A 22149-nucleotide genomic window follows, 5' to 3' on the forward strand; every position below is an offset into this window, starting at 1 on the left:
GCGATGGCCGACAACCGCCGTCCCGGTGGTGGCACAGCGGCCCGGTGCGCGGTACGGTGATATCGGAACACGTTTGGAAATCGATGGGAGAGCTATGAGCGCGATCGATCCCGCTGAGGCGAGGGAGCGGTCCACGCCCTTGGCGGACGCCGGTTCCGCCGCGGAACAGGGCATGGGGCGGTTACTCCGTCCCTTTGTCTGGAGCTTCGCGGCAGTTGTGATCCTCCAGGTCATCGGCGCCTTGGCAGGTCTGGCGCCGTTGCTGGCGGTCGTGGAGCTGGGTCGGACCCTGCTGAAGCCGGGTCCGGTTGATCGTGATCACGTCTGGGCCGTCGTGACCGTGGGTGCGGTCGGCATGTTCGTGCGGCTGGTGTTCACGGCGGCGTCGTCGGGGATCGGTCACGTCATGGACGGCAAGGTCCAGTTGGCGTTCCGCCGGCAGCTGGCGGCCCGGCTGGGACGGGTCCCGATCGGATGGTTCTCCAAGCGCCGGACGGGTGAGCTGGCGAAGGTGGTGGGGGAGGACGTCAGTGCCGTCCACCCGTTCATCGCCCACACCCCCGGTGAGATCGTCTCCGCGTTCGTGGTCCCGCTGGCCTCGCTGGTGTATCTCTTCACCGTCGACTGGCGGTTGACGCTGATCGCGCTGATCCCGGTCGTCGTGGCGATGGGCCAGGTCCCCTTCATGATGACGCCGACCCGGACGCGGGAGCAGGAGGAGTTCGACACGGCCATGGGCCGGATCTCCTCCTCCGTGATCGAGTTCGTGCAGGGCATCGCGGTGGTCAAGGCGTTCGGCCAGTCCGGGCGGGCGCACCGCAAGTTCCTCAAGTCGACGGACGACTTCGTCGTCACCTTCCAGACGTGGGTGCACGGCATCTCCCCGATCGCGGCCCGCATGCAGCTGGCCCTCTCGCCGCCGTTCGTGCTGCTGGTCGTACTGATCGGCGGGGCCTGGCGGGTCACGGACGGCGACCTGACGCCGGCCGACCTGCTGCCGTTCCTGCTGCTGGGCCTCGGTCTGACCGCCCCGGTCGCGGCCCTCGGGCACGGCTTCGACGACATCCAGGCCGCCCAGCGCGCGGTCGGCCGCATCCGCGAAGTCCTCGACGTGCAGTCCCTGCCGGAGCCGGCGACCCCGGTCGCACCGCAGGGGCACCGCGTGGAGCTGCGGGACGTCCGCTTCGGCTACGAGGAGGACCGCGAGGTCCTGCGCGGCATCGACCTGGTGCTGGAGCCGGGCACCGTCACCGCGATCGTCGGCCCGTCGGGCAGCGGCAAGTCGACCCTGGTGCAGCTGCTGCCGCGCTTCTTCGATCCCACCGACGGCCAGATCCTGCTCGGCGGGGCCGACCTGAGGGAGATCGGCAGCAGCCAGCTCTACCGCATGGTCTCCTTCGTCTTCCAGGACGTCCGCCTCCTGCGCGCCTCGGTCGCCGACAACATCGCCCTGGCGGTGCCCCGGGCCAGCCTCGACGACGTGGTGCGCGCAGCGAAGCTCGCCAACATCCACGACCGGATCCTCGAACTGCCCCGCGGTTACGAGTCGGTGATCGGCGAGGACGCGGGCCTGTCGGGTGGTGAGGCGCAGCGCATCGCGATCGCCCGCGCCCTGCTGGCCGACACCCCCATCCTGGTCCTCGACGAGGCCACCGCGTTCGCCGACCCCCAGACCGAGCAGGCCGTACGCCGTGCACTGGCCACGCTCGAAGGCAACCGCACCGTCCTGGTCATCGCCCACCGGCTCGAGACGGTCGCCGACGCCGACAACGTGGTGATGCTGGAAGACGGCCAGATCGCCGAACAGGGACGCCCGGCACAACTCCTGGCGCAGGACGGCAAGTTCGCCGCCTTCTGGCGCTCGCAGCGCGCGGCGGTCGCCGACGAGATCGAAGTACCCGGTGGCGTACGGCAAGGAGACGAAACCCGATGATCCGCATGCTGCTCCACGTTCTGGGAGCCAAGTACGCCAGGCCGTTGCGCCGTACGCTGACGCTGATGACGATGACCGCGATCGCGGAGGGCCTGTCCTACGCGCTGCTGGTCCCCGTCCTGCGGGAACTGTTCGGTGACACCCCCGATGACGCCTGGCCGTGGATCGGGGCCTTCGGCGCCGCGTTCGTCCTCTACGGCGTCCTGCGCTACATCAGTGACATGTCCGGCTTCCACGTCGGCACCGAGCTCCTGCGGGGCATGTACCACCGTCTGGGCGACCACCTCGCCAAGCTCCCCATCGGCTGGTACAGCGCCAGCCGCCTGGGCGAGCTGTCCGTCCTGGCCAGCCGTGGCGTCCTGCAGGCGATGAGCGTGATCGCCCACATCCTGGGCCCGTTCATCTCCGCCACCGTCACCCCGCTGACCATCGTCGCGGTCATCCTCGTCTTCAACTGGCAGATGGGCCTGGCCGCCCTGATCGCCGTACCCGTCGTGGCCGCCATCCAGGCCTTCACCGGACGCACCACCATCGCCGCCGACGCCGAACGCTCCGAGCGCGACGAGGAGGCGACCGGACGCGTCATCGAGTACCTCCAGGTCCAGCCCGTCCTGCGGGCCGGCGGCCGCACCACCGAGCGCTTCAACCTCCTGGACGACTCCCTCAAGGGCGTCGAACGGGCCTCGCGCCGCCTGACCTTCTCCGCCCTGCCCGGAGCCGTGGGCCTGACCCTCACCGTCCAGGCCATGTTCACCGGCCTCCTCGCCCTGGGTGCCTACCTCGCCCTCGACGGCGACATCGGCGTCGCGGAGATCCTCACGATCCTGGTCCTCGCCGCCCGCTGCGCCGACCCCCTGCTGTCGCTGGCCGACATGGGCGGCAAGCTCCGCAGCGCCCGCTCCGTCCTGGACAAGCTCCGCATCGTCCTGGAGACCGCGCCCCTGCCCGAGCCGGCCAACCCCCTCCAGCCCGCCGACAGCAGCCTCGAACTCGAAACGGTCACCTTCCGCCACGGCGACCGCACCGTCTTCGACAACGCCTCCCTCACCGTCCCCCAGGGACAGCGCCTGGCCGTCGTCGGACCCTCCGGCGCAGGCAAGAGCACGCTGCTCCAACTCCTGGGCCGCTTCTACGACGTGGACGCCGGAGCGGTCCGCGTGGGCGGCGTCGACGTCCGCGCCATCGACACCGAAACCCTGATGGCCCAGATCGCCATCGTCTTCCAGGACGTCTACCTCTTCGACGGCACCATCGAGGAGAACATCCGCCTCGGGCGCCCCGACGCCACCGACACCGAGGTCCGCGCCGCAGCCACCGCGGCCCGCCTCGACGAGGTCATCGAACGGCTCCCCGACGGATGGAACGCCAACGTCGGCGAAGGCGGGGCACTGCTCTCCGGCGGCGAACGCCAGCGCGTCTCCATCGCCCGCGCCCTCCTCAAGGACGCCCCCATCGTCCTCCTCGACGAGGTCACCTCCGCACTCGACCCCGTCAACGAGGCCGCCGTCCACGAAGGCATCGAACGCCTCATGGCCGGCCGCACCGTCGTCATGGTCGCCCACCGCATGCGCACCGTCCAGCGCGCCGACCGCGTCGTCTTCCTCGACAACGGCCACATCGTCGAAGAGGGCACCCACGACGAACTCCTCCAGCACGGCGGGCGGTACGCCGAGTTCTGGAACATCTCCATGGCACCGGCAACGAGGGAATAAGAGCCGAAATGTTTGTCGATCCTTTGTCGCGGGACCAGCGTGGCGGTGCGTTCCGCGGCCACGCGCCGCGACCGTACGCCCGAGCCCGCGTGCTGCTCTTCCCGCACGGCGGCGGCAGCGCGAGCTACTACCGGTCGTGGGCCGCGGCGGCACCCTGGGACATCGAGTTCCTCGCGGTCCAGTACCCGGGCCGGGAGGATCGGTACTCCGAACCGGTGCCGGCGGACATCCAGGGCGTCGCCGCCGCACTGGCGGCCGAGATGCCGGCCGACGGACCGCCGCTGCCGACCATCGTGTTCGGGCACAGCATGGGGGCGATCGTCGCCTACGAGTTCACCCGCCAGCTCGCGGCGGCGGGTGAGCCGCCCATGGGCCTGGTCGTGTCGGGGCATCCCGCCCCGATGCTGACCCGGCCGGGCCAGGTGCACCTCGCGAGCGACGAGGAGCTCATCGAGGAGTTGCGGCGCACCGAGGCCACGCACCGCGACATCCTCGACAACGCCTCGCTCGTCCAGGCGTTCCTGCCCATCATCCGGGGCGACTACCGGCTGAGCGAGACCTACCGGCCGCTGTCCGGCGACCGGCTCAAGCTCCCGGTCACCGTGCTGTACGGCGACCGGGACCCCGAGATCCAGGCGTGGGAGGCCGACGGGTGGCGTGAGGTCACCGGGGGGCCGTGCGAGATACGCACCTTCGAGGGCGGGCACTTCTACCTGGAGGAGCACCGCGACGCGGTCGTGGAACTCCTGACGGCCCAGGCACGCACGGCGTCCGACGCGTCGGCGATCCCGTGGCCGTCCGCCCCGTGACCCCCCTGACGACCGGACAACAGGCGCCACCGGAGGGCGGCGCGAACCGATTCCTTGCAGCCGAGAGAAGGACAGTGGCGCCGTGACCGTCGAAGCCGTCGACCACCGGATCGACATCCGGATGAGTCCGAGAGATCTCATCAACATCGGGATCTTCGGTGCGCTCTACATCGTGACGGTCGGGGTGTTCAACCTCCTCGAATTCATCTCCCCGGTGATGACGCTCGTGACGAGCGGGCTCAGCATCGTCGCGGCGGGCGTGCCGTTCATGCTGTTCCTCACCCGAGTGCGGCATGCCGGCATGGTCACGGTGTTCGCCGTGATCGTGAGCGGTTTCATGCTGCTCATCGGCAGCCCGCCCATCGGTTTCCTCATCGGGGTGACGGCGGCGCTGATCGCCGAGGTGCTGCTGTGGATGGGCCGCTACCGCTCACGGCAGCTGAGCGTGTTCGCCTACGCGGTCTTCAGCACCTGGTTCGCGGGGCTGTTCATGCCGATGCTCTACGCCCGCGAGGAGTTCCTGTCCAGCCCGTACATGGAGGGGATGGGCGCCGAGTACGTCGACAAGCTCGACAAGCTGCTGTCCCCGGCCGTGCTGATCGCGTTCGACGTGTCCACCCTGGTGTTCGGCCTGATCGGCGGTGCGCTGGGACTGCGGTTGCTGGACAAGCACTTCCGGAAGGCCGGACTGGTGTGACCGGCGCGAGTCAGCAGCTCGGGTCGGCCGTACCGCAGGAGCTCGGCCCCGCCGCGCCGGAGGGCACCGTCACACGATCGGTACTCGACCCGCGCACCGCGGTGGCGGTCCTGCTGGGCGCGAGCATCACCATCATGGCTCCCGGCGGACTGTGGTTCGTACCGGCGGCGCTGACCGCGGGTGTGCTGCTGGCGCTCTCCGAGCGGGCCTGGCGGCGCGCGGTCGCACTGCCGCTGGCCGCGCTGGCGGCCGCCGCGGTGGCGTTCGTACTGCCGCTGGCCGCCCCGTGGCCGGTGCTCGGCCTCATCGGGGTGATGGGCGAGTTCACGCTGCGGCTGGTGGCCGTGGGAAGCATCGCCGCACACCTCATCCAGACCATCTCCCCGACCCGGTTCGCCGCCGCGCTGCGCTCGGCGCGGGTACCGTCCGCGTTCACCGTGTCCGGCGCGGTGATGCTGCGGTTCGCGCCCACCATCATCACCGAGGCACAGGCGGTGCGCGACGCCATGCGGTTGCGCGGGCTCGGCGGCTGGACGGCGATGCTGCGCCATCCCCTGCGGGCCATCGAGTACTTCACCGTCCCCCTCATGGCGTCGAGCCTGCGTGCGGCCGAGGACCTCTCGGCGTCGGCGCTGCTGCGCGGGCTGGGGTCACAACCGAAGCCGACGTCGATGCACCCGCCGCGCTTCGGCCCCGCCGACGCGGTGGCCGTGGTCGTGGTCGCGATGCTGGCGGCGGCGACGCTGCTGTGGAGGTCCGGGCGATGATCCGGTTGAAGGACGTCCGGTGGGTGTACCAGGGCACCGAAACGCCCGTGCTCGACGGGCTGGACCTGCACGTGCGGCGCGGCGAGACCGTGGTGGTGTGCGGGCCGAGCGGCTCGGGGAAGAGCTCGGCGCTGCGGGTCATGAACGGCCTCATCCCGCACTTCCACGAAGGCACCCTCGACGGGGAGGTCCGCGTCGACGGGGAGGCGATCACGGATCTCGCACAGATCGGGCGGGTGACGGGGACGGTGCTCCAGCATCCGCGCCGCCAGTTCTTCACGGACGCCGTCGACACGGAACTGGCCTTCGCCCTGGAGAACGCCGGTACCGAGCCGCAGCGCATCCGCGACCGGGTCGGCGAGGTCACCGCCGACCTGGGACTGGCCGGTCTCACGGGCCGGCTGCAGAGGCTGTCGGGCGGCCAGCAGCAGCGGGTGGCGTGCGCGGCCGCCATCACGCACGGGCCGCCGGTGCTGTTGCTGGACGAGCCCACCTCCAACCTGTCCGCGGAAGGCATCGCGGACCTCACCGCGACGCTGCGCCACCTCCGGGAGCGGGGTGCGACCCTCGTCATCGCCGAACACCGTCTGCACTACCTGCGCGAACTCGCCGACCGCATCGTGGTGCTCCACGACGGGCGCGTCGGAAGGGAATGGGCCAGAGCCGAATTCGCGGGACTCACCGACGCGATGCTGCGCGCGGAGGGATTGCGCAGCCTCGACGCGCCGGAAAGGACCGGTGTGGCACCGGCTTTCGGCCACGGACCCAGCATCGGGCCGAAAGGAACCCGGCCGCCGGACGCAGACCGGGCCGGTGTCCTCCTCCAGGGAATTCGCTGCGCATTTCGCGGACGCCCCGTCATCGACATCGCGGAGGCACATCTGCCGGCCGGCGCCATCACCGCCGTCACCGGCCCCAACGGGGCGGGCAAGACCACCCTCGCCCGCATCCTCGCGGGCCTCCAGCGCCACGGCGGCCAGGTGCTCCTCGACGGGACTCCGCTGTCCCGCTCGCGGCGCCAGCGCGAGTCCGCGATCGTCATGCAGGACGTCCAGCGCCAGCTCTTCACCGACAGCGTCGACGCCGAACTGCGCCTCGGCGCGACCCCGGAACACGCGGACCAGGCCGCCCGGGTGCTCGCCGACCTCGACCTGGACGCCTTCGGCGACCGGCACCCCCTGTCCCTGTCCGGCGGCCAGCAACAGCGCCTGGTCGTCGCCACGGCCCGGCTGAGCGGCCGCCGCGTCGTCATCTTCGACGAGCCCAGCTCCGGGGTCGACCGCCGCCACCTGCAATCGATGACCCGCACCATGCGCGACGTCGCCGAGGCGGGCGCGGTGGTCGTGCTCATCAGCCACGACGCCGACCTGCTCGACCTGGCCGCTGACCTGGAGCTACGCCTGCGACCCGTGAAAAATTCACATGGGTAGAGGTGAAATGAACATTGTGACGTGAAGCCTTCGATCGGTACCCTGCCGATATTGATTTAGGTTGAAAATCTCAATTGACTATATTGGCGCTTTTCATTGCGAATTAGCCGGGGGATTCTTTAGATGTGCGGGATTGCAGGCTGGGTTTCATTCGACGCCGATCTGACGCGCCGGGCTGACGTACTCGACGAGATGACCGAGACGATGGCGTGCCGCGGGCCGGACGGCTGCGGCACGTACACGCGCACCCACGTCGGGCTGGGACACCGGCGTCTCGCCATCATCGACCTGCCCGGCGGGGTGCAGCCGATGAGCGTGAGCACGCCCGCCGGCGAGATCGCCATGGTGTACTCCGGCGAGGCCTACAACTTCCAGGAGCTGCGCGAACGCCTCGTGTCGAAGGGGCACACCTTCCGGACGGACAGCGACACGGAGGTCGTGCTCCGCAGCTACCTGGAGTGGGGCGAGAGCCTCGTCGACCACCTCGAAGGCATGTACGCGTTCGCGATCTGGGACGAGCGCGACCAGAAGCTGCTCCTGGTGCGCGACCGGATGGGCATCAAGCCGCTCTTCTACTACCCGACGCCCGACGGCGTGCTGTTCGGCTCCGAGCCGAAGGCGATCCTCGCGAACCCGATCGCGCGCAAGGCGGTCGACACCGATGGGCTGCGCGAGCTGTTCGCCCAGACCAAGACCCCGGGCTGGGCGCTGTGGAAGGGCATGCACGAGGTGCTGCCCGGCACACTGATCAGCGTGGACCGCAGCGGCCTGCGGCAGCGGACGTACTGGCGCCTGGAAGCCACCGAGCACACCGACAGCCGGGACGAGACCGTGGCCCGGGTGCGGGAGATGCTCACCGGGACCGTCGGCCGGCAGCTGATCTCGGACGTGCCGCAGTGCGTCCTGCTCTCCGGCGGCCTGGACTCCAGCGCGATCACCGGTCTGGCGGCGGAGCACCTGTCCCGCCGGGGCGAGCAGGTCCGCACCTTCTCGGTGGACTTCGCCGGCCAGGAGGAGAACTTCGTCCCCGACGAGATGCGCGACACCCCCGACTCGCCGTTCGTGCGCGACGTGGCGGCGCACGTGCGGTCCGCGCACCACGACGTGATGCTCAACCCGGCCGACCTCTCGGATCCCGCGGTGCGGCGCGCGACCGTCGCCGCCCGGGACATCCCCAACGGGTTCGGTGACCTCGACAGCTCGCTGTACCTGCTGTTCAAGGCGATCCGCGAACGCTCCACGGTCGCGCTGTCGGGGGAGTCGGCCGACGAGGTGTTCGGCGGGTACCCCTGGTTCCACCACGAGCCGCTGACCCGCGTCCAGACCTTCCCGTGGATGGCGGTCATCCCCCCGCTGAGCCTGGAGGCGCGGACCGACCACATCGAGCCCGGGCTCCGCGAGCGGCTCGACGTGAAGACCTACACCGCCGACCAGTACGCGACGGCGCTCGGCGACGTCGACCACCTCGACGGGGAGTCCGAGGTGGACCGGCGCATGCGCACCATCTCCCACCTGCACCTGACGCGCTTCGTGCGCAACATGCTGGACCGCAAGGACCGGCTGTCGATGGCGGTCGGACTGGAGGTGCGCGTGCCCTTCTGCGACCACCGGCTCGTCGAGTACGTCTACAACACGCCGTGGGCCCTGAAGTCCTTCGACGGCCGGGAGAAGAGCCTGCTGCGCCACGCCACGGCCCACGTGCTGCCGCAGTCGGTCGTGGAGCGGGTCAAGAGCCCGTACCCCTCGCCGCAGGACCCCCAGTACGCGGCGAACCTCCAGCAGCAGGTCAAGGAGCTCCTCGCCGCCCAGGACGCGCCGGTGTTCGCACTGGTCGACCGGGCCTGGGCGCAGCAGGTCGGAGCGCAGGACCCGGCGGCCATGACGACGGGCGTACGGGCCGGTCTGGAGCGCGTCCTCGACCTGCACACCTGGATGGAGCTGCATTCGCCCGAGCTCCAGCTGGACTGATCACGCACCTGTGACGTCCCCGGTCCCGGGGCCCGCACCCCCGGCGGGCCCCGAGGCCGTGTTCCCCCCGCCCCCGCTGGTTTCTCCCGCTCTCCCCGCTCCGGGACCGGCACCGTTCACACGATGATTGGGAGATTGCAGATGGACCGCGAAGCGGACGTCACCGTGACGTCAGTTCCGGCCGTGGAGGACACCAGGGAGCCGGCCGGGCCGGCCCCCCGGCCCCGCCGCTGGGCGCTCGTACTGCTCAGGACCGGCGCGGTCCTGTTCCTCCTCGACACGCTCTTCCAGGCGGCCCTGGCCGGCCTGTTCGTGACCGGGGACGTCGACCTCCTCACCTGGCACAAGCACAACGCCGACCTCCTCAGCGCGCTGGTCGCCGTCCAGGCCGTCGCCGCGGGCGTGTTGTGGCGCAAGCTGCGCGCACCCGTCTGGCCCTTCGTCCTCACCCTGGGCCTGATCGTCCTGCTCATCGTCCAACAGGGCCTGGGCGAGTCCCGGATGCTCGGCGGCCACATCCCCCTCGGGATGGCGATCTTCGGCAGCGCCGCCGCCCTGACCTACTGGGCCTTCGCCTACCGGCCGGCCCTGGCGGCCCTTCCGGTCCTGCCGGCGCAGGCGGACGGAGGAAAGCAGTGACCTCGCGTCGACGCTTCCTCGGGCTCGCGGCGGGAGCCGGCGTGGGCCTCGCGATTCCGATCGGCTCGGCGACCTACGCCCACCTGGCGGGGGAGAGCACCGGTGCGCTCCTGACCAGCGCCCTGCCGCTGCCCGAGCCCTTCGCCGCGCCGCTGCCGGTCCCGCCCCAGGCGCGCGCGGTCCGCAGCGCCGACGGGACCGACTTCTACCAGCTGACGCAGCGGGAAGCCGCCGTCGAGATCGTGCCCGGGACCAAGACCACGGTCTGGGGCTACGACGGGATCTTCCCCGGCCCCACCTTCGTCGGGCGCTCCGGCCGCAAGATGGTCGTCGAGGTCGAGAACAAGCTCACGGTGCCCACCTCCCTGCACCTGCACGGCGGAGTGACCCCCGCGCACTCCGACGGCTACCCCACCGACCTCCTGCTGCCCACCCAGTGCGGCGCCGCCATGCGCAACGGCAGCTACAAGTCGCACCAGGGCGAGCACGGCATGCACGTGGAGCCCTCCGACTGGAAGGTCATGGAGGGCCTCAAGTCCTACGAATACCCCCTGGAGCAGCGCGCCGCGACGCTCTGGTACCACGATCACCGCATGGACTTCAGCGCCCCGCAGGTCTGGCGGGGACTGGCCGGCATGTTCCTCGTCCGCGACGAGGAGGAGGAGGCGCTCCCGCTGCCGGGCGGCGACCACGACGTCCCCCTCATGCTCTGCGACCGCGCCTTCGAAGAGGACGGCTCCTTCCGCTACCCGGGCGTGACCCCCTCGTGCATCGGTGAACCCGGCGTGGAGGAGGCGTACATGGACGGCGTGCTGGGCGACGTCCAGCTGGTCAACGGAGCCCCGTGGCCCGTCCTCGACGTCTCGAACACCCGCTACCGGCTCCGGCTGCTCAACGCCTCCAACGCCCGTCGCTACCGGCTGCGGCTGGACAAGGCCGAAGGGGGCCGGCTGCCGTTCGTGCAGATCGGCAGCGACGCCGGCCTGCTGTCGGCGCCGCAGCGCCTCGACGCCCTGCCGATCGCCCCCGCCGAACGGTTCGACGTCGTGGTGGACTTCGCCGACTGCCCGGTGGGCACCGAGGTCACGCTGGTCAACACCCTGGGCGACGGCCGCATGCGCCAGGTGATGCGGTTTCGCGTCACCCGCCAGGAGAAGGACCCCAGCCGGGTCCCGGACCAGCTGTCCAAGGCGGCGGAGCCCCTGGACCGCGGTGCGTCGGTCGCCGTCCGGCAGTTCGACTTCCGGCGCACGAACAGCGGCGACGGAGCCATGTGGACGATCAACGGCCGCCCCTTCAACACCTCCGAAGCCCTTGCGACCCCGCGCCTGGGCACGGTTGAACGCTGGCGCTTCAGCAGTGACTTCCACCATCCCGTCCACGTCCACCTGGCCCACTTCCAGGTGATCTCCCGCGGCGGCAAACCCCCGGCCGCCACCGACGCGGGGTGGAAGGACACCGTGGACGTGCGTCCGTACGAGGTGGTCGAGGTCCTGGTCCGCTTCGACGGCTTCAAGGGCCGCTACATGCTCCACTGCCACAACCTCGAACACGAGGACATGGCGATGATGGCCAACTTCGAGGTCGTCTGACGCGCGAGCCGGACCTTGTGGGAACCCTCTAAGGGACATGCGCTCGAATCGGTCGACTCAGCCCCCTACGCAGGGGACTTCAGCTGACATGCTCTTCAGTGGATCAGCAAGCATGTTGTGAAGTCCCCACTAGGGTTAAGGAGTCAGCGCATGTCTGGAAACGGTCAGGTCGTGGTCACGGGCATGGGCGCGATGACACCGGTGGGCGCCGATGCGCCCTCCTCCTGGTCGGCTCTGCTGGCCGGAAAGTCCGGCGTGCGTCTCCTGGACGAGGAGTGGGCCGCGGACCTGCCCGTGCACGTCGCGGCCGTCCTCGCGGAAGACCCCGCCGCGCTGCTTCCCCGCACGGAGGCGAGGAAGCTGGACCGCGGCCAGCAGCTCGCCGTGCTCACCGCTCGGCAGGCGTGGCAGGACGCCGGCGCGCCCGACGTCGAGCCCGAGCGGCTGGCCGTGGTCATCGGCACGGGCACGGGCGGCATCCTGACCACCCTCGGCCAGAACGCCGTGTTCGAACGGTCGGGAGCCCGCCGGCTGTCCCCGTTCGCGGTCCCGATGCTCATGCCCAACGGTCCGGCCGCGTGCGTCAGCATGGACCTCGGGGCCAAGGGCGGCGCGCGCACGCCGGTGAGCGCCTGCGCGTCGGGCGCCGAAGCCCTCGCCATGGGCCAGGACCTGATCCGCGCCGGGAGGGCCGACGTGGTGATAGCCGGCGGCGTCGAGGCAGCCCTGCACCCCTTCACCATCGCCGCCTTCGCCCAGATGAAGGCGCTGTCCACCGCATCGGAGAACCCGGAGGCGGTCTCCCGCCCGTTCGATGTGGCACGGTCCGGCTTCGTCATGGGCGAGGGCGCGGGCGTCATGGTGCTCGAACGGGCCGAGTGGGCCTGCGCGCGCGGCGCGCGGACGTACGGTTCGCTGGCCGGCAGCGCGGTCAGCTCCAGTGCCCACCACATCACCGCCTCCGACGCCGAAGGACAGGCCTGCGCCATGGAGATGGCCCTGCGCGACGGCGGCGTGAGCCCGCAGGACATCGGCGTCGTCCACGCGCACGCCACGTCCACCGAGTCCGGTGACGTGGCCGAGGCCGACGCGATCCGCCGGGCGATCGGCGGGCACGCGGCGGTGACGGCGACCAAGTCGATGACCGGGCACATGTTCGGAGCCTCCGGCGCGGTGGGCGCGATGGTCTCCCTGCTCGCCCTGACGGAGGGCGTCGTCCCGGCCACGCTCAACCTGGAGCAGCAGGACCCGAGGGTGGATCTGGACGTGGTGCGGGGCGCGAGCCGCACCGGCCAGTGGTCGGCCGCCCTGGCCAACTCCTTCGGGTTCGGCGGGCACAACGTCAGCCTCGTCTTCACGAAGTAACCGCCCCGCCCCGCCCCGCCTCCCGTACGCCGACGGCCGCGAGCCGCCGGCGTACGGGCGCTCCAGCTGAGCCCGCTACAGGACGGGCAGTGCGATCAGGGCCCGCTGCTCGCGGAGGTACAGCTGCTTGGCCTGCGGATCGGGGGTCAGGATGTCCGCCTTCGTCTCGTAGCGCCACACGGCGCGGTGCGAGCGGGAGTCGACGGCCCGCAGGCCCGCCGCGTCCATGCTGTAGACGTGTTTCGCGGTCACCACCGGAGCGATGTCGCGGTGCGGGTCCGTGCCTTCCGGCGCGCTCTCCGCCCAGCGCAGTCCGCCGGTGCGGGCGTCCAGCGCGACGATGCCGCGGGTGCCCTCCACGACGTACACGACCCCGTCCCGCACGGTCGGGATGCCGTAACGGCGCTGCCCGACCACCCTGCCCACGTCACGGCCCTCGCCGAAGGACCACGCCGGCCTGCCGTCGGTGAGCCGCAGCGCCTGCACGGTCTCCGCGCCGAGGTACACGTGGCTCTCGTCCGTGGCCGGCAGGAACGGCGTCGCGCCCGGCGCGGACAGCGACGCCGTCCACCGCTCCGCCCCGCTGCCGGCGTCGTGCAGGGACACGCGCAACGCGTCGCCCTGCTCCGCCCGTTGCCACAGCAGCACTCCGCCGCGTACGGCCTGGGCACGGACGGCGGTCGGGTGCTTCAGCTCGACGGCGTCCTTGGAGGGTGCCGCCGTCGGCTGCCGCCACAGCTCCTTGCCGGTCTTCAGGCTCGCGGCCAGTACGGACCACTGCCCGCTCCCCGCCGATCTGGCGCACAGGAACACCGTGTCGCCGTCCACACCGAGGATCTGGTTGAGCACGTCCGTGCCGTCGTACGCGGGCAGGCGCACGAGCGGGTCCTGCTCCCGGCCGTTCTCCGCGGACCGGGCCACGACGGCCAGGGCCTTGTCCGCGGCGGCCGCGTCGCGCACCGCGTACAGCGCCTTGCCGTCGGTGGCGAAGCGCCAGGTGTCCTCCAGCTTGAAGAAATCCGTCATGTACGTGCCGTCCTGCGGGGAAATGCCGTGGGTGGCGACCCCGACGACCGTGACGAGCATGCCGCCCACCCGCAGGGGGTGGCCGCCCACCAGCGGGTGGGCCATGTCGGCCTTCCACAGCGGATCCGGCGGCGGCTGCAAGGTGGGCTGCTTGCCGTCCGCCGCCTTGTCCTTGCCCTTGTCCTTTCCGCGGTCACGGCCGCCGAGCAGGGCCCACAGCCCGCCGCCCGCGGCCAGCGCCACCCCGCCGGCCGTCGCGCCGCCGACCGCGAGCAGCCTGCGGCGCGACATCCCGCCGCCGTCGGCCACGCTGGTGGCCTCCTCGGCGGGGGCAGCCAGCCTCGGCGGTGGCTCCTGCCACACCGCAGCACTGCGCCGGGCGATGTCCGCGAGCACCGGCTGCGGCAGTCCGTCCGCGAACGAGCCCCCTTCGGGCGCGAGGAGTTCGGCCAGCTCGGCGGTCGTGGGCCGCTGCGCCGGATCCTTCACCAGGCAGCGGGCGAGCAGCGGAGCCAGGCCCGCCGGTACGCCGCTCAGATCCGGCTGCGCGTACCGCACCCGGTACAGGAGGTCGGCGGCCTGCCCGCCGCCGAAGGGGCCGTGCCCGGCCGCCGCGAAGACCAGGACGCCCGCCAGGGCGAACACGTCGCCGGCCGGCGAGTGTTCGAGACCGCCGGCCTGCTCGGGCGACATGTAGGCGGGCGTGCCGGCTGCGGTGCCGGTGCCGGTCAGCCGCTCGTCGCCGAGGGCGCGTGCGATCCCGAAGTCGATGACCTTGGGCCCGGCGGCCGTGACCATGATGTTGGAGGGCTTGAGGTCGCGGTGCACCACGTCCGAGCCGTGCAGCTGCCCGAGCGCCCGGGCCAGGTCCGCGCCCAGGGCGCGCACGCACCGCTCGGGCAGGGGACCGCCCAGCCGGACCGCCTCGTCGAGCTGTGGCCCGATGACGTACTCGGTGGCCAGCCAGGGCGTCGCGGCCAGGGCGTCGGCGGCGAAGACGCGCGCTCCGTACCGGTCGCCGATGACCCGGGCCGCGTCCGACTCCAGCCTGAACCGGGTACGGAAGGAGGTGTCGGCGGCGATCCGGGCGTGCACGGTCTTGAGTGCGGCCGTCCGCCCGCCCGCCGAACGGGCCAGATAGACCGTGCCCATGCCGCCGCTGCCCAGCCGGGCGAGCAGCCGGAAGTCACCGAGGCTCTCCGGATCGTCGTGCGCGAGCGGAGCGAGCGCGCTGCGCGGTGCGCGGGCCGCCGGGGCGGACATCTGTCAGCACACCCTCTGGGTCGAAGCGAACGGCTGGTGCGGGGCGGGCAGTTCCGCGGCGAGCAGGGCGGCGGACTGGGAGGCGAGCGCCGCGACGACACGGCCCGGCAGCGGTACGCAGGCATGGTCGAGGACCGTTCCGCCGGCCTGCGCGTCCCGGACCGGCGCCGTGCCCGCCTCGGGGGACACGAGCCCGCGCAGGACCTCCGGCGCGGACTGCGGCCTGGCCGCCGGGTCGGACGACAGGCAGGCCCCGACCACATCCCTGAGTCCAGCGGGAAGTTCGCTGCGCTCGGGCACGGTGTGGCCGGTCGAGGCGTAGGCCAGTACGGCGCCGAGCGCGAAGACGTCCCCGAGTGGTCCGGGCCGGCCACCCGTCGCCTCCTGCCGGGCCAGGCAGCCCGGGTCCAGCCCCGGGATCCCCGCCCGCCGTGCCCCGTCGGGCGCCGCGGCCCGCACCGCGCCGAAGCACGTGAGCAGCGGCCCGCCGGGAGTGAGCAGCACGGCGGCCGGCGACAGCCCCGCGTGCGTCACCCCCTGGGCGTGCGCGGCGGCCAGTCCCTCGGCGAGCGCGGCGCCGAGCCGGCGCACCGTGTCCTCGGGCAGCGGGCCCCCGTACGCGGCGAGTACGGCCGGCAGCGGCAGCGCGGGCGTGTACGGGACCGCGTACCAGGGGAACCCGGCCGTGCCGCCCACCTCCGCGACGCCCAGGAAGCGCGGCACGGACAGCCGCCGTGCGCCCTCGGCCTCGATCGCCCACCGCGACGGATCGGCGCCGACCCGGGGCACGCAGACGAGGACGGTCCGCTGCCCGTCGGCGGTGCGCCCGACGTAGCGGCGCTCGGGAACGGTGCGCTCGGCCCAGTCGGCGTCGAGCCGGGCCAGCATCACGTACGGCCCGACGTGCGAGGGGTCGTCCTGACGTAGGCGTTCCATGGGCGCGCTCTCCCGGCTCGGTTGCTCGGCCCCGAAGCCTAAGCGGTGCCCGCCGGGCCGCGGGAACCGGGCTCAGTCGATCGTGGGCATCGCGGTGAGCTTGCCGTCGTTGACGAGGAAGACGCGGTTCCCGGCGCCCGACATGCCCCAGGGGCCGCGGGATCCGGGCGACCAGGTCCAGTACCGCTTGCCGTCGACGGCGGAGTGGGCCGAGACGCCCTGTCCGTCCGGCTCGGCGAACCAGAACGTACGTGCCTGCAGGACCGGGGCCGTGTGGGGGAGCGGACCGCGGGGGGTGGTGCCGCGCGGGACGACCAGCCCCGTGGCCACGGCCACCTCGCACAGCGCGGTGCCGGCCATGACGTACAGGGAGCCGCCGCGCAGGGCCGGCGTCCCCCAGCCGCCCGCTCCCGGCTGCGGTGGCTCGACGGTCGGCGCCCCCTGCACCTTCCAGATCTCCTCGCCCGTCCCGAGGCCCCGGGCCGCCAGGGTCCGCCCGCCGAGGTACACGACGTCCTTCACGACGAGGGGCTGGAGGGCCGACCCCGCCTGGCCTTCGATCCGCCAGCTCGTGGCGCCCGTGGCGGTGTCGACGGCGAGGACGTCGCCGTCGGCGCCGAAGACGACGAGCCGGCCCGCCGCGGCCGTGGCACGCGGCCCGGGGGCCCGTACCGCCGCCTGCGCGAGCGGCACCGTCCAGCGGACCGTGCGGGCGGCGGTGTCCACGGCGCGCAGCCGGCCGCCGCGCGTCACCAGGTAGACGGCCGACTCGTCCGCGGCCAGGATGCGGCCGGTGTCGGCGCCCGCCGCCGACCATTCGCGCTTGCTGGTCGAGGCGTCGTGGCAGAGCAGCCCGCCGTTCGGGCCCGCGGTCACGAAGCGCCGGCCGGGCAGTTCGACGAGCCCGGCCGCCGCCCGTACGTCGGGCAGCCGCCACTTCTCCTTGCCGTCGGTCGTCAGACGGGCCGCCAGGCCGCCGCCCGCGGCCGCGAAGATCACCACGTCGAGTACGGACAGCGGGGCGGTGACCACCCCGTCCACCGCCTGCGCGGCCACCGGCAGCGGACCCCACAGCTCGCGCGGAGGGGTCCTGTACTGCCCGGCGAGAAGGTCCAACGGCTCCGCGTCGTGGGCCAGTCCGGCCGCAGGGATCTCCCGCGGCGGCTCCTCGCGCAGCAGCCACCAGGCGCCCGCGGCCCCACCCGCGGCCAGCAGCCCGCCTCCCGCCAGCGCGGTGCGCAGCAGCCGCCTGCGGGACGGGCCGCTCCCGGGCGCCCGCCCGATGACCGTGGCCTGACGTGCGGCTTCCGCTCCGCGCTGCGCGATGTCCTCGGCCAGCGGTCCCGTCCGCCAGACCCGGTCGGCTCCGGGTGGCGGCGCGAAGGCGCCCGCGATCTGGTCGGGGGTCGGGCGCCGCGCGGGCTCCTTGGCGAGGCAGGGTTCGATCAGCGGGCGCAACTCGGCCGGCACCGTGTCCAGTTGCGGCTCCCCGTGCACCACCTCGTACTGCACGGCGGCCACGTGCGTACCGTCGTACGCGCGCCGCCCGGTCGCCGCGTACGCCAGCACCGCGCCCAGCGAGAAGACGTCCGCGGCGGGTCCGACGCGCTGGCCCAGCACCTGCTCGGGAGCGCCGTAGCCGGGGGTGACCGGCACCTGGCCCGTGGTGGTGAGGGTCAGCCCGTGCTCGGGGCGGGCGATGCCGAAGTCGATGACGCGCGGCCCCTCGGAGGTGAGCACGATGTTGGCCGGCTTCAGGTCGCGGTGCACCAGCCCCGCCGCGTGGATGTCCCGCAGGGTGGCGGCGAGGGAGGCGGCGAGCGCGCGGACCCCGTCGGAGCCCAGGGGCCCGTGCCGGCGGACGGCGTCGTCCAGCGTGGGACCGGACAGGAACTCGGTCGCGATCCAGGGCCGGCCGTCGTGGTCGTCGATCCGCGCGTTCAGGACGCGGGCGACGCCGCCGCTCGTCACCGCTTGGGCGGTGTGCGCCTCGCGCAGGAACCGCTGCGCGAGGTGCGGGTCGTGCGCCAGCTCGGGCAGCAGCACCTTCACGGCCGCGGTGCGACCGCCGTCGTCCCGGCCGAAGTAGACCTTGCCCATGCCGCCCTCCCCGAGGACACCGAGGACGCGGTACGGGCCGAGCCGGATCGGGTCACCGGCGCCTAGGGGTCTCATGGGGCGGGCTGCTTCCTGTCGGGGCGGTTCCTGCGGCTCGTGCGGCGGCGTCTCAGCGTTCGACCGGCAGGCCGGTCGGTTCCTTGACCCGCTTCATGATGATCTGCGAGTTGACCTCGGTGATGCCGGTCAGGGCCGTCAGCCGCTCGATCCAGAGGCGCTCGTACGCGCGCAGGTCCGCGACGGCGATCCGCAGCAGGCAGCCGGGGCTGCCGAAGAGGCGGTAGGCCTCGATGACGTCGGGGATGTCCTGGAGGGCCGCCTCGAAGGCCTCGACCGACTCGCGGTCGCGGCGGACCTCGACCGAGACGAGCACCTCGAAGCCGCGGCCGACCGCCTCGGGGGAGATCACGGCCCGGTAGCCCTGGATCACCCCGTCCTGTTCCAGCTGCCGCACCCGGCGCATGCAGGGGGAGGGGGTCAGGCCCACGCGCTGGGCGAGCTCCTGGTTGCTGAGTCGGCCGTCGGCCTGGAGCTCGCGCAAGATATCCCGGTCGATGGCGTCCATGGCGCAATTATCCCCTACCCGGGCCCGGTGGGGTGGGCGGAAGACGCAATCGTATTGCGGGGAGATCGCTCTATCATTGCTGCTTTGAGTACATATGTACGAGTCGAGTGAAGGGCGGGGCCCACTCCATGGCACGCATCGTCGTCATCAGCACCGGCGGAACCATAGCCAGCCGCTGGCAGGGCTCCGGCTTCGCCGCGGACGCCGACGGGAACGAGGTCATCGCCACGGCGCCGCTGCCCGAGGACATCAGCGTCGAGCTCGTCGACCTGTTCAGCGTGAACAGCCCCCGCCTCACCACCGCCCACCAGCTCACCCTGCTGCGCACCGTGCACGAGGTGCTGGCCGACCCCGGCGTCGACGGCATCGTCGTCACCCACGGCACGGACACCCTGGAGGAGTCGGCGTTCCTCGTCGACCTCCACCACCACGACCCGCGCTCCGTGGTCTTCACCGGATCGCAGCGGCCCATGGGCACCGCCGACGGGGACGGACCGGGCAACCTGTACGACGCCCTGCTCACGGCCGCGAACACGCGCGGGCTCGGCGTGCTGATCGCCTTCGCGGGACGGGTGCACGCCGCGCGGGGCACCGTGAAGACCGAGGCCGTGGCCCTGGACGCCTTCGCGGACCCCTCGAAGGAACTGCTCGGGAAGATCGGCTTCGGCAAGGTCACCATCCTGCGCGCGCCCCAGCGGCCCGTGCCCCTCCCACTGCCCGCCATGCCCCAACTCCCGCCGCGCGTGGACGTGGTGCTCCACCACACCGACGGCGACCCGGTCCTGCTGAACGCCGCCCTCGCGGCGGGCGCCCGGGGCGTCGTCCTCGTGGGAACCGGCGCGGGCAACGCCACCCCGGAGATCGTCGACGCGGTCAGGGCCGCCGTCGAGCGCGGGGTACTGGTCGCGCTGACCACGCGGGTCATGGCCGGCCCGGTCACCGAGATCTACACCCACGGCGGCGCCGTGGACCTGGTCGCGGCGGGCGCCGTCCCGACGGGCACCCTGCGCGCCGGCCAGGCCCGCATCGCCGTCCTGTCCGCCCTCCTGGCCACCGACAACACCGCCGAGCAGGCCCGCCTCCTCAGGGTCGCCCTGGGCGAGCCGGGCGCGGTCCTGGTCGAGGCGTAGGGGGTCGGCCCGAGAACGGCACACCCGGGGCCGCACTCAGCAGCTCGCGTCGATGTACGACTTGATGACGTCGGTGATGAACCGGCGGGTGCGGTCGGGATCAAGGGCCTGAGCCTGGAGGCGGTCGTACATCACGCCGTAGCCCTGCACGTCGGATGCCTTCTCCAGGTAGAGATCGCTGGTGAACCGCTCCAGATACACCACCCCCGCCTTGGTGTCGCCGGCGAACCTCAGAATGGAGAACTGTCCCGACAGACCCGGATGCGCCCCGACCGCGTAGGGGAGGACCTGCACGGTGATGTGCGGCTCGTGGCTGAGCGCGTTCAGGTGCTCCAGCTGCTCGCGCATGATGTCGGGAGAGCCGACGACACGGCGCAGGGCCGTCTCGTCCAGAACGACCCGCAGGCGCAGCGGACACGCCGGGGCGTAGATCCGGTGCTGGCGGCGCAGCCGCACCTTCAGGCGTGCGGCCGCCTGCTCGGCCGTGTGCAGGGGGATCGTTTCCTCGATGACCGCTGCCGCGTAGGCGGCGGTCTGCAACAGGTCGGGGATCACCAGGGGGGCGTAGGCGTGGAGCGAGGCGGCGTCCGTCTCCAGGCCGATGTAGACGCTGTTCGGGAGGTCGCCGTAACGGTTCCACCAGCCTGGCCGGCCGGATTCCCTGGCCATCTCCATCAGCGAGTCGATGACTTGCCGGTCCGTCACTCCGTACATCGCGCACAGATCGCGGACATCGCGGGGACTGATCGTGCGGCGGCCGTTCTCCAGGTGACTGATCTTGGGCTGGGAGACCATGAGCCGGCTGGCCACCTCGGTGCTCTTCAGCCCACTGGCCTGACGGAGCCGACGCAGCTCCGCCCCCAAGCGGCGTCTCCCCACGGTGGGATTGTTGGTGGCCACCACGGCGGGCTACCTCCGGCCTCACGTCATCGTCCTGGACCGCAGGTTGCCACAAGGAGGCACTCGTTGATCACGTGCCATGCCGTCGTGCTCTCGACGGTCGAAACGGGCCGTGACCCCGGCATGGTCCGCGCGGGACCTGCCCACCGGAGCCTCGCTGCCCACGCTGGTGGTGTCCGGCGCCATGAGGCCCGCACACGGGCTCCACGGGCTGGGCGCGCGGTCCGGGCTCGCGAGGCTGTTGCTCAACGACGAGTCCAGTCCGGACTCGTGGGCAGACCGGACGGCACCCAGGGGGTGCCGTCCGCCGCCCGTCAGCGCCCGAAGGCCGCCAGGATCCGGTCCGCCGCCGACGTGGGCGTGAGCGCGCCCGCGCGCACGGCCGATTCCAGGTCCGGCGCGAGCTCCCGTACCGCCGGATCCGAGCGCAGGCGTTCCAGCAGCTCGTCGCGGACCATCGACCAGGTCCACTCCACCTGCTGCGCCGCCCGCTTCGCCGCCAGCCGGCCCCCCGCGTCCAGCAGGGTCCGGTGCTGCTCCAGCCGGTTCCACACCTCGTCCAGCCCGGCCGACTCCCGTGCGCTGCACGTCAGGACCGGCGGCGTCCAGGCCGCGTCCACCGGGTGCATCAGCCGCAGCGCGCCCGACAGCTCCCGCGCCGCCGCCTTCGCGTCGCGCTCGTGCGGGCCGTCGGCCTTGTTCACCGCCAGGACGTCGGCCAGCTCCAGGACGCCCTTCTTGATGCCCTGCAACTGGTCACCCGTACGGGCCAGGGAGAGCAGCAGGAAGGAGTCCACCATCCCCGCCACCGTGGTCTCCGACTGGCCCACGCCGACCGTCTCGACGAGGACCACGTCGTAGCCCGCCGCCTCCATCACGATCATCGACTCGCGGGTGGCCTTGGCGACGCCGCCCAGCGTCCCCGCCGAGGGGGACGGGCGCACGAACGCCGCCGGGTCCACCGACAGCCGCTCCATCCGGGTCTTGTCACCCAGGATGGAGCCGCCCGTGCGCGTGGACGAAGGGTCCACCGCGAGCACCGCCACCCGGTGGCCGAGCCCCGTCAGCATCGTGCCGAACGCGTCGATGAAGGTGGACTTGCCCACGCCCGGCACACCGCTGATCCCGATCCGGCGCGCCCGTCCGGCGTGCGGGAGCAGCTCCGTCAGCAGCTGCTGCGCCAGCGCCCGGTGCGCGGGCAGGGTGGACTCGACGAGCGTGATCGCGCGCGCGATGAACGCGCGCTTCCCGTCGAGCACCCCCTTCGCGTAGGCCTCGATGTCGATCTTCGGCACCGAC

The 22149-nt window shown here is 72.3% G+C and carries 17 protein-coding genes; 11 read left to right on the forward strand and 6 right to left on the reverse strand.

Going from position 1 to position 22149, the window contains the following annotated elements; all coding sequences use genetic code 11:
* The first annotated feature begins 94 nt into the window (after nt 1-94).
* From AC07DU_RS19215 to AC07DU_RS19260, 10 genes are all read left to right on the forward strand, one after another.
* Nucleotides 95-1933 (forward strand): ABC transporter ATP-binding protein, encoded by a 1839-nt coding sequence (locus AC07DU_RS19215; protein WP_479112521.1) that lies wholly within the window; start codon nt 95-97, stop codon nt 1931-1933.
* Complete coding sequence (locus tag AC07DU_RS19220; protein WP_479032254.1) at nt 1930-3645, forward strand: ABC transporter ATP-binding protein; 1716 nt, start codon at nt 1930-1932, stop codon at nt 3643-3645. Before AC07DU_RS19215 ends, AC07DU_RS19220 begins: the two co-directional genes overlap by 4 nt.
* A gap of 89 nt (nt 3646-3734) precedes the next feature.
* The gene (locus AC07DU_RS19225) at nt 3735-4454 is read left to right on the forward strand and encodes a thioesterase II family protein (RefSeq protein WP_360897776.1); all 720 of its coding nucleotides are present in this window, start codon (nt 3735-3737) and stop codon (nt 4452-4454) included.
* Nucleotides 4455-4536: 82 nt separating this feature from the next.
* Nucleotides 4537-5151, forward strand: coding sequence for an MptD family putative ECF transporter S component (locus AC07DU_RS19230; protein ID WP_360897774.1), 615 nt, complete (start codon nt 4537-4539; stop codon nt 5149-5151).
* Nucleotides 5148-5918 carry an energy-coupling factor transporter transmembrane component T gene (locus AC07DU_RS19235; RefSeq protein ID WP_479112524.1) on the forward strand — a complete coding sequence of 257 codons (771 nt, stop codon included), beginning with the start codon at nt 5148-5150 and terminating at the stop codon, nt 5916-5918. The genes AC07DU_RS19230 and AC07DU_RS19235 overlap by 4 nt, the downstream gene beginning before the upstream one ends.
* Nucleotides 5915-7348, forward strand: a complete 1434-nt coding sequence (locus AC07DU_RS19240; RefSeq protein ID WP_479032245.1) for an ABC transporter ATP-binding protein — start codon at nt 5915-5917, stop codon at nt 7346-7348. The genes AC07DU_RS19235 and AC07DU_RS19240 overlap by 4 nt, the downstream gene beginning before the upstream one ends.
* A 123-nt stretch (nt 7349-7471) precedes the next feature.
* On the forward strand, nt 7472-9316 hold the full coding sequence (asnB, locus tag AC07DU_RS19245) for an asparagine synthase (glutamine-hydrolyzing) (protein ID WP_479032242.1): 1845 nt from the start codon (nt 7472-7474) through the stop codon (nt 9314-9316).
* A gap of 141 nt (nt 9317-9457) precedes the next feature.
* Nucleotides 9458-9955, forward strand: a complete 498-nt coding sequence (locus AC07DU_RS19250; RefSeq protein WP_360897766.1) for a hypothetical protein — start codon at nt 9458-9460, stop codon at nt 9953-9955.
* A complete protein-coding gene (locus AC07DU_RS19255; protein WP_479112526.1) occupies nt 9952-11547 on the forward strand; it encodes a multicopper oxidase family protein in 1596 nt (531 codons plus the stop codon). The genes AC07DU_RS19250 and AC07DU_RS19255 overlap by 4 nt, the downstream gene beginning before the upstream one ends.
* Nucleotides 11548-11697: 150 nt before the next feature.
* Nucleotides 11698-12912 carry a beta-ketoacyl-[acyl-carrier-protein] synthase family protein gene (locus AC07DU_RS19260; protein WP_479112528.1) on the forward strand — a complete coding sequence of 405 codons (1215 nt, stop codon included), beginning with the start codon at nt 11698-11700 and terminating at the stop codon, nt 12910-12912.
* 75 nt (nt 12913-12987) lie between these two features.
* Here AC07DU_RS19260 and AC07DU_RS19265 read toward each other — a convergent pair whose 3' ends face one another.
* From AC07DU_RS19265 to AC07DU_RS19280, 4 genes are all read right to left on the reverse strand, one after another.
* Nucleotides 12988-15201, reverse strand: a complete 2214-nt coding sequence (locus tag AC07DU_RS19265; protein WP_479112530.1) for a protein kinase domain-containing protein — start codon at nt 15199-15201, stop codon at nt 12988-12990.
* Between the two features lie 3 nt (nt 15202-15204).
* Nucleotides 15205-16137, reverse strand: coding sequence for a protein kinase family protein (locus tag AC07DU_RS19270; RefSeq protein ID WP_479112532.1), 933 nt, complete (start codon nt 16135-16137; stop codon nt 15205-15207).
* A gap of 72 nt (nt 16138-16209) precedes the next feature.
* Nucleotides 16210-18312, reverse strand: a complete 2103-nt coding sequence (locus AC07DU_RS19275; protein WP_479112534.1) for a protein kinase domain-containing protein — start codon at nt 18310-18312, stop codon at nt 16210-16212.
* Between the two features lie 52 nt (nt 18313-18364).
* Nucleotides 18365-18820, reverse strand: coding sequence for an Lrp/AsnC family transcriptional regulator (locus AC07DU_RS19280; protein ID WP_360897754.1), 456 nt, complete (start codon nt 18818-18820; stop codon nt 18365-18367).
* Nucleotides 18821-18948: 128 nt separating this feature from the next.
* On the opposite strand from AC07DU_RS19280, the gene AC07DU_RS19285 reads away from it, so the two are divergent.
* Nucleotides 18949-19950, forward strand: coding sequence for an asparaginase (locus tag AC07DU_RS19285; RefSeq protein WP_360897752.1), 1002 nt, complete (start codon nt 18949-18951; stop codon nt 19948-19950).
* A 36-nt stretch (nt 19951-19986) separates the two neighbouring features.
* Here the strand turns inward: AC07DU_RS19285 and AC07DU_RS19290 are convergent, their stop codons facing one another.
* Both AC07DU_RS19290 and meaB read right to left on the reverse strand, forming a co-directional pair.
* The gene (locus AC07DU_RS19290; RefSeq protein WP_479112537.1) at nt 19987-20853 is read right to left on the reverse strand and encodes a helix-turn-helix domain-containing protein; all 867 of its coding nucleotides are present in this window, start codon (nt 20851-20853) and stop codon (nt 19987-19989) included.
* Between the two features lie 311 nt (nt 20854-21164).
* Nucleotides 21165-22145 carry a methylmalonyl Co-A mutase-associated GTPase MeaB gene (meaB, locus tag AC07DU_RS19295; RefSeq protein WP_360897748.1) on the reverse strand — a complete coding sequence of 327 codons (981 nt, stop codon included), beginning with the start codon at nt 22143-22145 and terminating at the stop codon, nt 21165-21167.
* Nucleotides 22146-22149: the final 4 nt, after the last annotated feature.

This window comes from Streptomyces sp. NPDC045695 (genome assembly GCF_056432025.1).

Bases quoted from the DNA above. Each gene is read 5' to 3' on its own strand.
- AC07DU_RS19215 (WP_479112521.1), top strand. From the start codon at position 95: ATGAGCGCGATCGATCCCGCTGAGGCGAGGGAGCGGTCCACGCCCTTG.
- AC07DU_RS19220 (WP_479032254.1), top strand. From the start codon at position 1,930: ATGATCCGCATGCTGCTCCACGTTCTGGGAGCCAAGTACGCCAGGCCG.
- AC07DU_RS19240 (WP_479032245.1), top strand. From the start codon at position 5,915: ATGATCCGGTTGAAGGACGTCCGGTGGGTGTACCAGGGCACCGAAACG.
- asnB (WP_479032242.1), top strand. From the start codon at position 7,472: ATGTGCGGGATTGCAGGCTGGGTTTCATTCGACGCCGATCTGACGCGC.
- AC07DU_RS19250 (WP_360897766.1), top strand. From the start codon at position 9,458: ATGGACCGCGAAGCGGACGTCACCGTGACGTCAGTTCCGGCCGTGGAG.
- AC07DU_RS19260 (WP_479112528.1), top strand. From the start codon at position 11,698: ATGTCTGGAAACGGTCAGGTCGTGGTCACGGGCATGGGCGCGATGACA.
- AC07DU_RS19265 (WP_479112530.1), bottom strand. From the start codon at position 15,201: ATGTCCGCCCCGGCGGCCCGCGCACCGCGCAGCGCGCTCGCTCCGCTC.
- AC07DU_RS19270 (WP_479112532.1), bottom strand. From the start codon at position 16,137: ATGGAACGCCTACGTCAGGACGACCCCTCGCACGTCGGGCCGTACGTG.
- AC07DU_RS19275 (WP_479112534.1), bottom strand. From the start codon at position 18,312: ATGAGACCCCTAGGCGCCGGTGACCCGATCCGGCTCGGCCCGTACCGC.
- AC07DU_RS19280 (WP_360897754.1), bottom strand. From the start codon at position 18,820: ATGGACGCCATCGACCGGGATATCTTGCGCGAGCTCCAGGCCGACGGC.
- AC07DU_RS19285 (WP_360897752.1), top strand. From the start codon at position 18,949: ATGGCACGCATCGTCGTCATCAGCACCGGCGGAACCATAGCCAGCCGC.